The following is a 12,856-nucleotide window of genomic DNA, read 5'->3' as shown; positions in this document are numbered from 1 at the left end:
TCGCTAGCGTCGAGGGCGTGAACGAGCACCCCGCGGGCGGCCCGACGGCCGGCGTGCCGACAGGCCCGCCCGGTATGTCCGACCTGACCTCCTTCGACCATGTCCGGCCCGACGACGGCGAGCACGTCGGGTACCTCGGCATGACCACCGACGGACTGTTCGTCCCGTTCGACCGCCTCCACCGACGCCGCGGCCCGGCGTCCGAGCTGGACGAGGCCGAGACGCTCCTCGAGGAGCTGGGGCTCGGCTACCTCGCGGAGAGCTGGTGGCTCGAGGTCGACGGCGAGCAGGTCGCCGTGCGGATCGTCGAGCTGCGTCGGGACGTCGTGGTGGTCGCGCGAGCGATGGAGGACATGACCGCGCACGTGGCCAAGGCCCTCGACCTCACGCGGACGATCGAGCTCGCGCTGCCGACGGACCGGCTGACCCCGGCCTGACCCGCACTCTCGACCAGCTGGGGGAGCCCGCGGGGGTCACTCCTGCCAGCGGACCACGCGGGCGGCGACCACGGGCAGCACGACCGCCCACGCCGCGAGGATCGCGACGGAGAGCCAGTCGGGGGAGCCCGGCGTCGCGAGCGAGCGGAGCGCCTCGCCGAGCGCGCCGGACGGGGTGACCGAGACGATCGCGCCCCACCAGTCGGGGTAGGTCGACGTCGGGGCGAGGACCCCGCCGCCGGCGGCGAGCAGGACCCACAGGGTGTTGGAGATCGCGAGGACGGCCTCCGCGCGCAGCGTCCCGCCGACGATGACGCCGAAGCCGGTGAACGCCGCCGTCCCGAGGAGCACCGTCAGCAGGCCGACGGGCACGGTGACCGGCCACGCGCCGAGGTCCGGCCGCCAGCCGACCACCAGTGCGGTCGCGGTGAGCAGCACGACCTGGACGACGACGAGCGCGAGCACCGCGCCCGCCCGACCCGCCAGGAGGCCCCGCGGCCCGAGCGGCGTGGTGGCCAGCTGGCGCAGCACGCCCCAGCGCCGGTCGAACGCGAGCGCGATCGCCACCGACGGCAGACCCGCGGCGCTGATCGCCAGCGCGAGGGCCGAGCCGAGGGCCGCGCCGTGCTCCTGGCCGGAGTCGGAGAGCGGGAGGTCGACGATGCCGGTGATGACGAGCCCGATCAGCGCCCCGATCGGCATGAGGAGGGTGAGCAGCAGCTGCTCGCCGTTGCGCAGCGTGCCGATCGTGTCGAAGCGGGCCTGGGCGAGGGCCCGGCGCAGCGCGGGGCTCATCGGGACCTCCGACGACGACGGGCCGAGCTGCCGGTGGGAGCCGCCTCGTCCGCGGACCCGGGACGGTCCTGGTCGGTCCGCAGCGAGCGGCCGGTGAGCTCGAGGAACGCGTCCTCGAGGGTGCGCCTGCCCGCGACGATCTCGACGCGCGCGTGGCCGGCGGGGTTAGCGTGGGTCGGCTCCAGACCCGCACGTTCGACATCGGTTGCGCCGGCCACCCCGGACACCCGGCGCGCCACGAGGTCCGCGGCCGAGGCGACGGCGGCCACGTCACGCGCGTCCGGACCGCGCGTGCCGGGGGAGAGGAGCACGCGGGCGGCGTCGTCGTGGGCGGTGGTGGCGTCCGCGAGGTCGCGCCGCCCGGCCGAGGCGAGCTCCCCGGCGAGGTCGCGTGCCCAGTCCGCGGTGGGGCGGTTCGCGGGGGCGTAGGCGTCGACCACCGCGTGCCCGGCCAGGTCGCCCGGCGCGCCCGAGGCGACGACCTTCCCGGCATCGACGACGACGACCTCGTCGGCGAGCTGCTCGGCGTCGTCCATGAGGTGGGTGGTCAGCACGATCGCGACGCCGTCGGCCCGCAGCTCGCGCACGAGCGACCAGGTCTCGCGGCGCGAGCGCGGGTCGAGCCCGGCGCTCGGCTCGTCGAGGAACACGAGCCGTGGGCGGCCCACCACGGCGCACGCGAGCGCGAGGCGCTGGCGCTGCCCGCCGGACAGCCGGCGAACTGGGGTACGCGCGGAGCCGGTGAGGTCGAGGCGCTCGAGCAGCTCGCGCGGGTCGAGGGGATGGTCGTACATCCGCGTGACGTGCGCGAGGACGTCGCCCGCGCGCGGCGCCATCGGCAGGCCGCCGTCCTGCAGCATCACCCCGACCGACTCGCGCAGCTCGCCGGCCGCCGCCGGGTCGGCGCGGTCGAGGCCGAGCACGCGGATCGAACCGGAGTCCGGCCGGCGCAGGCCCACGCAGCACTCGACGGTCGTCGTCTTGCCCGCCCCGTTGGGGCCGAGCAGCGCGGTGACCTGGCCGGCCGCGGCGGTGAGGTCGATGCCGTCGGCGGCGACCCGGCCGCCGTACGCGCGGCGCAGGTCGCGCACCTCAAGGGCGGCGGGGGTGGGTGGCACCGGCTCAGGGTAGTTCGGGGTGCGGCGCGGGCCGGTGCGCGGCCGCCCGTCGGGCTCCGCCCGTCCCGGCAATTGCGGCCACGCCGTGCGCGGGTGTTCAGGCGAACATCGTGAGCGGTAGTTTGGTGTCTAGCCGGATATTCCATGGGGGACCGGCGAGCGGGTTCACTTCCGGAACGCGAAGCGTGTCAACGACGACGAAGGAGAGCACCCCATGAAGGCACTGATCTACGACGGTCCCGGCAAGATCGAGTGGTGCGAGCACCCGAAGCCGCAGATCCAGGACGCGACGGACCTCGTGCTCAAGGTGACGGCCACGACCGTGTGCGGGTCGGACTCCCACATCATCAAGGGCGGGTTCCCCGAGACGCCCGCCGGGCTCGTCCTCGGACACGAGGGCGTCGGCATCGTCGAGGAGGTCGGCTCGGCGGTCACCGCCGTCAAGCCCGGCGACCGCGTCCTCGCCACGTGCGTGACGGCGTGCGCGACCTGCCCGGCGTGCCGCGAGGGCCTGGTGGGCCAGTGCCGCACCTCCGGAGGCTGGGCGCTCGGTCACCTCATCGACGGGCTCCAGGCCGAGTACGCGCGGATCCCGTTCGCCAACACCTCGGTCTACAAGATCCCCGACGAGCTGACCGACGAGCAGGTCCTCTTCCTCACCGACATCCTCGCCACCGGCTACGAGGTCGGCGTGCTCCGCGGCAACGTGCAGCCCGGCGACACCGTGGTCATCGTGGGCTCGGGCCCGGTGGGTCTGAGCACGCTCATCACGGCCAAGCTGTTCTCGCCGTCGAACATCGTCGTCGTCGACCCCGTGGAGTCGCGGCGCGCGAAGGCGCTCGAGATGGGGGCCTCGCACGTGGCCTCCCCCGAGGAGGCGAAGTCCGTGGTCGACGAGCTGACCGACGGGCTCGGCGCGGACGTCACGATCGAGGCGGCGGGCTTCCCGGCGCCGTTCGAGCTGGCCGTCGACCTCGTCCGGCCCGGCGGCCGGATCGCCAACATCGGCGGCCACGAGACCCCGGTCTCCCTGCCGATGGAGACGCTGTGGTCGAAGATCGTCACCCTGACCACGGGCATCCCCAACGGTCTGTCCGTGCCCGCCCTCATGCGCGCGATCGAGGCCGGCACGCTGGATGCCACGCCGCTCATCACGCACCGGATGAAGCTGGACGAGATGGAGAAGGGGTACGACGTCTTCCTCAACGCGGCCGAGCACGACTCGCTCAAGGTCGTGCTGACGCCGTGACCGAGTTCCTCAACGACCTCCCGCTCGCCGGAGAGCTGATCGCCACGGACTTCGACGGCTGGTCCGACGAGCTGCGCCAGGAGTTCGACGACCGCGCGTTCGACGGCGCGGTCGGCTCCCGGCTGCTCAGCGAGAACGACCGCGTCCGCGTCTGGGAGATCCGGCTCGCGCCGGGGGAGCGCTGGCACGCCCACCGGCACGTCCTCGACTACTTCTGGACCGCGGTCAACGCCGGGACGAGCCGGCAGCACACCTTCGACGGGACCACGCGCGACGTCTCCTACGAGGCCGGCGAGACCCGCCACTTCGTGTTCGGCGCCGGCGAGTACCTGCTCCACGACATCGAGAACATCGGTGACGGCGAGCTGGTCTTCACCACCGTCGAGCACCTCGACTCCGCGAACGACCCGCTGCCCCTGCCGTGACGTCGTCGGCGCCCGAGGGAGGTGGGGAGCGAGGTCCGCGCCGCGAGCCCGCGGTGGACCTCCTTCCCGCCTCCGACGGCGCCGAGCACGACGCGATCGTCGGCGGCCGCGACGGGACCGGTGCCGGGCACGACCGGGCAGGGACCGGGCACGACGCCGGTGCGGAGCTCGGAGCGGGCGACACCTCGTTGGCAGGGTGGCTGCCCGCGCTGGCCCGGATCAGCGCGGCGCTCAACGGTGACTCGTCGGTCGTGGACCTGCTCGACGAGGTCGCCCGCACGGCCTGCGAGCTCCTCGGCTACGACTTCTGCGCGGTCACGCTGCCCACCGGCGACCGCACGGCGCTGCTCATCCAGGGGGCGCACGGGCTCTCGGCCGAGTACGTCGCCACGGTCAACGCCGAGCACCCGATCCTGCTCGACGCCCACGGCTCACCGTCCTCGAAGGCCTTCCTCACCGGGACGGCGCACCAGATCGAGGACGCGCTGCACGACCCGCGGTTCCGCCCCTGGGGCGGTGTGGCCCTGCAGCAGGGGTACGCCTCGCTGCTGGCCGTGCCGCTGGTCGCGGGTGGCGAGCCGCTCGGCACGCTCAACTGCTACACCTCGCGGCGCCACCGCGCCGACTCCCGCGAGATCGGGCTCGTCACGATGCTCGCCGACCAGGCGGCCAACGCGATCGCCACCGCCCAGCTGCGGAGCAGCGAGCAGCGGACGATCACCCGCCTCAACGAGGCCAACCGGGATCTCACCCACCAGCGGGACCTCCAGCGCCAGTCCATGGAGATCCACGAGCAGTTCACGGCCCAGACGCTCGGCGGTGGCGGGGTCGCCGCCGTCGTGACGGCGCTCGCGCGGATCCTCGGCGCCCCTGTTGCCGTCCGGGACGTGGACGGCGACCTCCTCCATGCCACCGAGCAGGACGGGGCCGCACTGCCGGAGGCGCTCGTGCTCCCGCGGTGGAGCGATGGTGAGGAGACGTCGTTCCTCGACGGCGACCGGGACCGCACCACCGCGGTGGCGGTCGACGGCGTCGAGCTGCTTCGGGCGCCCGTCCTGCTCCAGGACGACGTCGTGGCGTGGGTCTGGGCGGGGTGCCGGCCGGACCAGCTCGGCGACCTCGATCGACGGGCGCTCGATCACGCCGCCACGATGGTGGCGCTCGAGGTACTGCGGCACCGCGCGGTCGCCGAGTCGATGTGGCGGGACACCGCCGACGTGCTCGCCTCGCTCCTCGACGACGGTGCGGCGTACGGCCCGACCCTGAGGGAACGGGCCGGACGGCTCGGCCACGACCTCGCGCTCGCGCACGCCGTCCTCGTCACCCACCTGGGCGCCGAGCCCGCGGCGCCGCCGGTGCACCGGATCGCGAGCCACCTCGCGAACGTGCTCGGCGCCGACGGCCCTCGTCCGCTCGTCGGCCGCCGGGGCGACCACCTCGTGGTCCTCGTGCCGGACGTCCCCGGCCGGGCCGAGGCGCTGCTCGCGGCGATCGAGGAGCACCTCGGGCGCCTGCTCGGGGCGGGCGACCGGGCCGGCGCGCCCCCGATGGTGACGGTGGGCCCTGTCGCCGACATCGGTGAGTACGGGAGCGCGGTGGTCGCCGCGGCCGGCGCCGTGGATCTCGCGCTGCGTTACGGACGCGGCGGCACCGCGGTCCACCTCGACCACACCGGGCTGACCGGTCTGCTGCTCCGCACGGCCGACACGGTCGCGCTCCAGGAGTTCGTCGACCGGACCGTCGGGGCGCTCGTCGAGTACGACGCGGCCAACGGCGCCCATCTCGTCGACACCCTCCGGGTGCTCCTGCGCACCAACCTTGGAGCCGCCCGCGCGGCCGAGGAACTCTACCTGCACAAGAACACCGTCAACCAGCGTCGCCGGCGCATCGAGGAGATCGTCGGCGGCGAGCTCGCCGACACAGATGTCCTGCTCGAGGTCGCCGGCGCCATGCGCGTCCTCGACGTCCTGCGCGTCCTCGCCTGACGGCACCGAGCACGCACGCACAACTCACCGGGGGCGCCGACCGACGGCCCCTCGCCTCGCCGCGCACCGCGCGAGCGGGACAACCGGAATCAGGAGACTCGACATGACAGTCCACCAGGGTCGACGCGCAGTCGTCGTCGGCGGATCCATCGGCGGCCTCACCGCGGCCCTGCTGCTGCGGGACCTCGGGTTCGAGGTGACCGTCCTCGAACGCTCCTCGTCCCAGCTCGACGGCCGGGGCGGTGGCATCGTCCTGCAGCCGGAGATGCTGCGCTGGTTCCGCGAGCGCAGCCGGCTGACCCCCGACGACGTCTCGACGCGCACGGAGTGGCTGCGGTTCCTCGGGACGACGAACGACCTGCTGCACGAGGAGCGGATCGACTGGAGCTACAGCTCGTGGACCACGCTCTACCGCGCGCTGCTGTCCGACTTCGGCACCGACGGGTACCTCCTCGGCGAGGTGGTCGTCGGGTTCTCGCAGGACGACGACGTGGCCGAGGTCCGGTGCGCGTCCGGGCGCATCCTGCACGCCGAGTTCGTCGTGTTCGCCGACGGGATCTCGTCGGTCGGCCGCCGGCGGATCAACGGCGAGGTGGAGATGGAGTACGCCGGCTACGTCGGCTGGCGGGGGACCGTGCCGGAGCACGAGCTCTCCGCCGGGACGCTCGACCTGCTCGGGGACGCGCTCAGCTACTCCCTCGCGCCGCAGACCCACATCTGCATGTACCCGATCCCCGGGCCCACGTCCGAGTCCCGGCTGATGAACTACGTCTGGTACCGCAACGTCCCCGCCGGGCCGGAGCTCGACGAGATGATGATGTCGAGCACGGGCTCGCGCGGCGGGGTCTCCGTCCCGCAGGGGCTCGTCCAGCAGCGGTACGTCGACGAGATGCGCGAGGCCGCCGCCGTCCTCGCCCCGGCGGCGACCGAGCTCGTCCGGGCGACCGCGGAGCCGTACATCCAGCGCGTCGTCGACGTCCGGTCGCCCCGCATGGCCGAGGGCCGCGTCGTCGTCATCGGGGACGCCGCGTTCGCCGCACGCCCGCACGCCGCCGCGGGGACCGCCAAGGCCGCGGAGGACGGCTGGAGCCTCGCCGAGGCGCTGTCCGGCACGGAGGACGTCACCGGCGTGCTCGCCGGGTGGGAACAGGAGCGGCTGACGGTCGGGAACCAGCTCGTCGACCGGGTGGCCTGGATGGGGGACGTCGTCCAGCGGGACAGCAGCTGGGACCCGGGCGACCCGGCCATGCGCTTCGGCCTGCACGGGCCGCGCGAGGTCGCGTCGGGCGAGACCGCTCTGCCCGTGCGGTAGCCCGCGCCGCGCGGGGCGTGCCCGGCTCCGCCTGCTCGAGCGCTCGGACCGCTCGGACCGCTCGGACCGCCCGGACCGCTCGGACCGCCCGGACCGCCCGGCAGCCTCCCGCCACCCGAGCCACCCGTGCGCGCTCCCCGGCGCGCTGCCACGATGGTCGGGTCCGCACGCCCCTCCAGGAAGGTCCGTCATGACGCTCGTCGCCGGGGTCGACTCATCGACCCAGAGCTGCAAGGTCCTCGTCGTCGACGCCGGCACCGGGGAGGTGGTCCGCGAGGGCCGCGCCCCGCACCCGGACGGCACCTCGGTCGACCCGAACGCCTGGTGGGACGCCCTCCTGGCCGCGATCGAGTCCGCCGGCGGGCTCGACGACGTCGCCGCGATCTCGATCGGCGCCCAGCAGCACGGCATGGTGTGCCTCGACGAGAACGGCGAGGTGGTCCGCGACGCGCTGCTGTGGAACGACACGCGCTCCCACACGGCGGTCGACGCGCTCAACGCCGACCTCGGGGCTGACGAGTGGGTCCGCCGCACGGGCCTGTCCCTCCTGCCGTCCTACACGGTGACGAAGGTGCGCTGGATGGCGGACAACGAGCCGGAGAACGCCGCGCGCACGGCCGCCGTCGCCCTCCCGCACGACTACCTCACGTGGCGGCTGCGCGGCTTCGGCCCCGGCAACGCCGACCTCGAGGCGCTCACCACCGACCGCTCCGACGTCAGCGGCACCGGCTACTGGTCCGGCACCACCGAGGACTACGACTTCGAGCTGTTCGAGCTCGCCCTCGGCCACCGCGCGATCCTGCCGAAGGTCCTCGGCCCGACGGAGACGGCCGGCACCACGGCCGACGGGATCCCGGGGGTCCCCGCGGGCCTGCCGATCGGCGTGGGCGCGGGGGACAACGCCGCCGCCGGCCTCGCCCTCCAGCTCGAGGTGGGCGACGCCGTGATGTCGCTCGGCACGTCCGGCACCGTCTACGCCCGCACCGACCGCCCCGTCCAGGACGAGCAACGCGTCCACGCGAGCTTCGCCGACTGCACCGGCGACCACCTGCCGCTCGCCGCCACCCTCAACGCGGCCCGCGACCTCGACGTGGTCGGCCGACTCCTCGGCCTCGACCACGACGAGCTGGCCGACCTCGCGCTCACCGCCGAGCCCGGTGCGGACGGCCTCGCCCTCCTGCCGTACTTCACCGGGGAGCGCACCCCGAACCTCCCGGACGCCCGCGGCTCACTGCACGGCCTCACCCTCGACAACCTCACGACGGCGAACCTCGCGCGGGCGACCGTCGAGGGGATGCTGGCCAGCCAGGTGGTCATGCTCGACGCGCTCAGCCGGCTCGGGGTGCCCGTCCACCGGCTGCTGCTCATCGGCGGGGCCGCCGACAACGCGGCGGTGCGGGACGTGCTGCCCCGGCTCGTCGACGTCCCCGTCGAGGTCCCGGAGCCGGGGGAGTACGTGGCACTCGGCGCCGCCATGCAGGCCGCCGCCGTGCTCGCCGGCGAGTTCCCGGCCTGGGAGAAGGACCGGGTCGCGCTCGAGCGGCCGGGCCTCGACCCCGTCGTCACCGACCAGCACGCGTCGGCCAAGGCGGCGCTCGGGTACGCCTGACGACGACCCGTTCGTCGTCGTGCCCCTGGTCACAGCCCCGCCGGACCGCGCCGGGACGGCGTGTGAGGTTAGGCCAACCTTCCTGGACGGCCCCCATTTGGCAACGCATACTGTGTGTAATTCATCGGCGACCTCGGGCGGCAGCCCGCCGCTCCTGGACGAGCCCCTTCTCGGGCCCCTCGCCGGTGATCTCGACCGACGGGAGGCACGCATGACACAGGCGAGCCCACCGCTGCACCCGACCACCGGGAACGAGGACACCTCGACGCGTGACCGCGTCCTCGGCCTCGTGCTCGAGCAGGGCCCCGTCTGCGCCGCGGACGTGGCCGAGGAGCTCGAGCTCACCTCGGCCGCCGTGCGCCGCCACATCGGCGCCCTCGAGGCCCAGGGCCTCATCGCGGTGCAGCGCAACCCCGGGACGACGACGCCGCGTCGCGGCCGTCCCGCCCGGCACTACGTCGCGACCGACGCCGGCCGCGCCGAGTTCACCGACGCCTACTCCGACCTCGCCGGCCAGGTCCTCGACTTCCTCGTGGAGAAGGTCGGCACCGAGGCCGCGGACGAGTTCGCCGACCGCAGGGTCGGGGAGCTCGAGCGCCGGTACGCCGCCCAGCTCGAGGGCACCGCGCCCGGTCAGGAACGCGTCCAGGCGCTCGCCGAGGCGCTGACCGCCGACGGGTACGCCGCCACGGTCCGCAAGGTCGGCGACAAGGAGATCGCCGTCCAGCTGTGCCAGGGCCACTGCCCGGTGCAGGACGTGGCCGAGGCGTTCCCCCAGCTGTGCGAGGCGGAGACGCGCGCGTTCTCCCGCCTCCTCGGCGTCCACGTGCAACGCCTCGCGACCCTCGCGAGCGGCGGCTACATGTGCACCACCCACGTGCCACTCGCACTTCCCACACGTCAGACCCCCCACCCGACATCGGTCGGCACGGAAGGACATCGATGACCACCACAACTCCTCCCACCCGGGAGCAGCTGACCCAGGAAGAGACGATCGCCTCGATCGGTCAGTACGGCTACGGATGGCACGACTCGGACGACGCCGGTGCGACCGCGCGCCGCGGCCTGTCCGAGGAGGTCGTGCGCGACATCTCGGACAAGAAGGACGAGTCCGAGTGGATGCGCAAGCTGCGTCTCAAGGCCCTGCGGCTCTTCGACCGCAAGCCCATGCCCGAGTGGGGCGCGGACCTGTCCGGCATCGACTTCGACAACATCAAGTACTTCGTCCGGTCGACCGAGAAGCAGGCGACGAGCTGGGAGGACCTCCCGGAGGACATCAAGAACACGTACGACCGGCTCGGCATCCCGGAGGCGGAGAAGCAGCGCCTCGTCGCGGGCGTCGCCGCGCAGTACGAGTCCGAGGTGGTCTACCACCAGATCCGTGAGGACCTCGAGGCCCAGGGCGTCCTGTTCCTCGACACCGACACGGCGCTCAAGGAGCACCCGGAGATCTTCGAGGAGTACTTCGGCACCGTCATCCCGCCGGGGGACAACAAGTTCGCCTCGCTCAACACCGCCGTGTGGTCGGGCGGCTCGTTCGTCTACGTCCCCAAGGGCGTCCACGTCGAGATCCCGCTCCAGGCCTACTTCCGCATCAACACGGAGAACATGGGCCAGTTCGAGCGGACGCTCATCATCGCGGACGAGGGCTCCTACGTGCACTACGTCGAGGGCTGCACCGCGCCGATCTACCAGTCCGACTCGCTGCACAGCGCGGTCGTCGAGATCGTCGTCAAGAAGGACGCCCGCGTCCGGTACACGACGATCCAGAACTGGTCGAACAACGTGTACAACCTCGTCACCAAGCGCGCCACGGTCGAGCAGGGCGGCCAGATGGAGTGGATCGACGGCAACATCGGCTCCAAGGTGACGATGAAGTACCCGGCGGTCTACCTCATGGGCGAGCACGCCCGCGGCGAGACGCTCTCGATCGCGTTCGCCGGCGAGGGCCAGCACCAGGACACCGGCTCGAAGATGGTGCACCTCGCGCCGCACACCTCGAGCTCGATCGTCTCGAAGTCCGTGGCCCGCTCCGGCGGCCGCGCGTCCTACCGGGGCCTCGTCCAGGTGCTCGAGGGCGCCGCCCACAGCAAGTCCAACGTGCTGTGCGACGCGCTGCTCGTCGACACGATCTCCCGCTCCGACACCTACCCGTACGTCGACGTCCGCGTCGACGACGTGGAGATGGGCCACGAGGCCACCGTCTCCAAGGTCAGCGAGGAGCAGCTGTTCTACCTGATGTCCCGCGGCATGGAGGAGACGGAGGCCATGGCGATGATCGTCCGCGGCTTCGTCGAGCCCATCGCCCGTGAGCTGCCCATGGAGTACGCCCTGGAGCTCAACCGCCTCATCGAGCTGCAGATGGAAGGAAGCGTCGGCTGATGACCGCCACCACCCCGATCGTCGATCACTCCCAGGCGCGCGCCGACGACGCGCACAGCCACGGGGTCGTCCCCGAGTCCTCGCGGGCCGCCCGCGCCGCCTCGTTCGACCTCGCCGACCTCCCCGTGCCCCACGGGCGCGAGGAGGAGTGGCGCTTCACCCCGGTCGACGCCCTCCAGGAGATCCTCGCCGCGGAGCCGAGCTCCGCCCACCTCACGTGGGACACCGAGCTGCCCGACGGCGTCACCCTCACCGAGATCTCGGCCGAGGACGCCCGTTCCCGCACCCGGATCCTGCCCGGGGACCGCCCCGCGGCGGCGGCGATCGAGCACGCCGGCGGCGCCTCGCTCGTGTCCGTCCCGGCGAACACCGAGCTCGACACGCCGGTCATCGTCAACCTCAGCGGAGCGTCGGTCTCGGACCTCGTGTGGGGCAACGTCGTCGTCGAGGTGGGCGCCAACGCCCGCGCCATCGTCGTCGTCCGCTACACGGGCTCTGCCACGTACGGCGAGCGGATCACGCTGGATGCCGGCGAGGGCTCGCACGTCACGCTCGTCTCCGTCCAGGAGTGGGCGGACGACGCGATCCACCTCGCGGAGAACGCGATCCAGGTCGCGAAGGACGCCACGGTCAAGCACGTCGTCGTCACCCTCGGCGGCGAGGTCGTCCGCGTCTCGACGACCGCCCGCTTCGAGGGCACCGGCGGCGACCTCGAGCTGCTCGGCCTGTACTTCACGGACTCGGGCCAGCACCAGGAGCACCGCCTCTTCGTCGACCACGCCGTGCCGTCGTGCAAGTCGAACGCGACCTACAAGGGCGCGCTGCAGGGCGAGAGCGCGCACTCCGTGTGGGTGGGCGACGTCCTCATCCGCAAGGAGGCCGAGGGCACCGACACCTACGAGCTCAACCGCAACCTCGTGCTCACCGAGGGGGCCCGCGCCGACTCGGTGCCGAACCTCGAGATCGAGACCGGCGAGATCGAGGGCGCCGGCCACGCGTCGGCGACCGGCCGGTTCGACGACGAGCAGCTCTTCTACCTGCGCGCCCGCGGCATCGCCGAGGAGGAGGCCCGCCGCCTGGTGGTGCACGGCTTCTTCGCCGAGCTCATCAAGCAGATCGGCGTGCCCGAGGTCGAGGAGGGCCTGACCCGGGCCATCGAGGCCGAGCTCGACCTCACCATGGCGAGGAGCGCGTGACCCTGACCCGCGCCGCCTCCGCGGCCGACCTCGCACCCGGGGACGTCACGCTCGTGACCGTCCCCGGGGCGGACGGCCGCGAGCGGCGCATCGCGCTCGCGCGCGACGAGGACGGCAGCCTGCACGCCCTCGACGACATCTGCACCCACGAGCGGATCTCGCTCTCCGACGGCGAGGTGTTCGACGGGGCGCTGGAGTGCTGGAAGCACGGGTCGGCCTTCGACCTGCGCACCGGCCGTCCCACGTCCCTGCCCGCCACCGTGCCGGTCACCGTCTACGCCCTCGCGCTCGAGGGTGACGACGTCCTCGTCGACCCCGACACCATCGTCAACGCCGCCTGAGCGGCCG

The 12,856-nt window shown here is 73.2% G+C and carries 12 protein-coding genes; 10 read left to right on the top strand and 2 right to left on the bottom strand.

The window, feature by feature from the left end; translation table 11 throughout:
- Positions 1–17 precede the first annotated feature (17 nt).
- Positions 18–437: a serine/threonine protein phosphatase gene (locus ACPYO6_RS15795; protein ID WP_425715743.1), complete on the top strand. Its 420-nt coding sequence runs from the start codon at positions 18–20 to the stop codon at positions 435–437.
- A 36-nt stretch (positions 438–473) separates the two neighbouring features.
- Here the strand turns inward: ACPYO6_RS15795 and ACPYO6_RS15790 are convergent, their stop codons facing one another.
- Positions 474–1,232, bottom strand: a complete 759-nt coding sequence (locus ACPYO6_RS15790) for an ABC transporter permease (RefSeq protein ID WP_425715742.1) — start codon at positions 1,230–1,232, stop codon at positions 474–476.
- Entirely contained in the window at positions 1,229–2,350 is a 1,122-nt protein-coding gene (locus ACPYO6_RS15785; protein WP_425715741.1) for an ABC transporter ATP-binding protein, read from the bottom strand. Before ACPYO6_RS15785 ends, ACPYO6_RS15790 begins: the two co-directional genes overlap by 4 nt.
- 214 nt (positions 2,351–2,564) lie before the next feature.
- On the opposite strand from ACPYO6_RS15785, the gene ACPYO6_RS15780 reads away from it, so the two are divergent.
- The 9 genes from ACPYO6_RS15780 to ACPYO6_RS15740 all read left to right on the top strand — a co-directional run bounded on the left by ACPYO6_RS15780 (position 2,565) and on the right by ACPYO6_RS15740 (position 12,849).
- Positions 2,565–3,599, top strand: a complete 1,035-nt coding sequence (locus ACPYO6_RS15780) for an alcohol dehydrogenase catalytic domain-containing protein (RefSeq protein ID WP_425715739.1) — start codon at positions 2,565–2,567, stop codon at positions 3,597–3,599.
- Positions 3,596–4,024 (top strand): hypothetical protein, encoded by a 429-nt coding sequence (locus ACPYO6_RS15775; protein ID WP_425715738.1) that lies wholly within the window; start codon positions 3,596–3,598, stop codon positions 4,022–4,024. Before ACPYO6_RS15780 ends, ACPYO6_RS15775 begins: the two co-directional genes overlap by 4 nt.
- 53 nt (positions 4,025–4,077) lie before the next feature.
- Positions 4,078–6,009: a helix-turn-helix domain-containing protein gene (locus tag ACPYO6_RS15770; RefSeq protein WP_425715737.1), complete on the top strand. Its 1,932-nt coding sequence runs from the start codon at positions 4,078–4,080 to the stop codon at positions 6,007–6,009.
- Between the two features lie 103 nt (positions 6,010–6,112).
- Positions 6,113–7,321, top strand: coding sequence for an FAD-dependent monooxygenase (locus ACPYO6_RS15765; RefSeq protein WP_425715736.1), 1,209 nt, complete (start codon positions 6,113–6,115; stop codon positions 7,319–7,321).
- A 190-nt stretch (positions 7,322–7,511) separates the two neighbouring features.
- A complete protein-coding gene (xylB, locus tag ACPYO6_RS15760) occupies positions 7,512–8,930 on the top strand; it encodes a xylulokinase (RefSeq protein WP_425715735.1) in 1,419 nt (472 codons plus the stop codon).
- 211 nt (positions 8,931–9,141) lie between these two features.
- Complete coding sequence (locus ACPYO6_RS15755; RefSeq protein WP_425715734.1) at positions 9,142–9,876, top strand: helix-turn-helix transcriptional regulator; 735 nt, start codon at positions 9,142–9,144, stop codon at positions 9,874–9,876.
- Positions 9,873–11,312, top strand: coding sequence for a Fe-S cluster assembly protein SufB (sufB, locus tag ACPYO6_RS15750; RefSeq protein WP_425715733.1), 1,440 nt, complete (start codon positions 9,873–9,875; stop codon positions 11,310–11,312). The genes ACPYO6_RS15755 and sufB overlap by 4 nt, the downstream gene beginning before the upstream one ends.
- Positions 11,312–12,508 (top strand): Fe-S cluster assembly protein SufD, encoded by a 1,197-nt coding sequence (gene sufD, locus ACPYO6_RS15745; RefSeq protein ID WP_425715732.1) that lies wholly within the window; start codon positions 11,312–11,314, stop codon positions 12,506–12,508. The genes sufB and sufD overlap by 1 nt, the downstream gene beginning before the upstream one ends.
- On the top strand, positions 12,505–12,849 hold the full coding sequence (locus ACPYO6_RS15740) for a non-heme iron oxygenase ferredoxin subunit (protein WP_425715731.1): 345 nt from the start codon (positions 12,505–12,507) through the stop codon (positions 12,847–12,849). The genes sufD and ACPYO6_RS15740 overlap by 4 nt, the downstream gene beginning before the upstream one ends.
- Positions 12,850–12,856 lie beyond the last annotated feature (7 nt).

The sequence above is a fragment of the Georgenia sp. Z1344 genome, assembly GCF_049856295.1.
Lineage (GTDB): Bacteria > Actinomycetota > Actinomycetes > Actinomycetales > Actinomycetaceae > JB111.
The sequence above is the reverse complement of the archived record's forward strand: the minus strand, read 5'-3'. Positions and strand labels throughout refer to the sequence as shown.

Excerpts from the sequence above, each read along its gene's own strand:
- ACPYO6_RS15790 (WP_425715742.1), bottom strand. The coding sequence starts at position 1,232 with ATGAGCCCCGCGCTGCGCCGGGCCCTCGCCCAGGCCCGCTTCGACACG.
- ACPYO6_RS15780 (WP_425715739.1), top strand. The coding sequence starts at position 2,565 with ATGAAGGCACTGATCTACGACGGTCCCGGCAAGATCGAGTGGTGCGAG.
- ACPYO6_RS15765 (WP_425715736.1), top strand. The coding sequence starts at position 6,113 with ATGACAGTCCACCAGGGTCGACGCGCAGTCGTCGTCGGCGGATCCATC.
- xylB (WP_425715735.1), top strand. The coding sequence starts at position 7,512 with ATGACGCTCGTCGCCGGGGTCGACTCATCGACCCAGAGCTGCAAGGTC.
- ACPYO6_RS15755 (WP_425715734.1), top strand. The coding sequence starts at position 9,142 with ATGACACAGGCGAGCCCACCGCTGCACCCGACCACCGGGAACGAGGAC.
- sufB (WP_425715733.1), top strand. The coding sequence starts at position 9,873 with ATGACCACCACAACTCCTCCCACCCGGGAGCAGCTGACCCAGGAAGAG.
- sufD (WP_425715732.1), top strand. The coding sequence starts at position 11,312 with ATGACCGCCACCACCCCGATCGTCGATCACTCCCAGGCGCGCGCCGAC.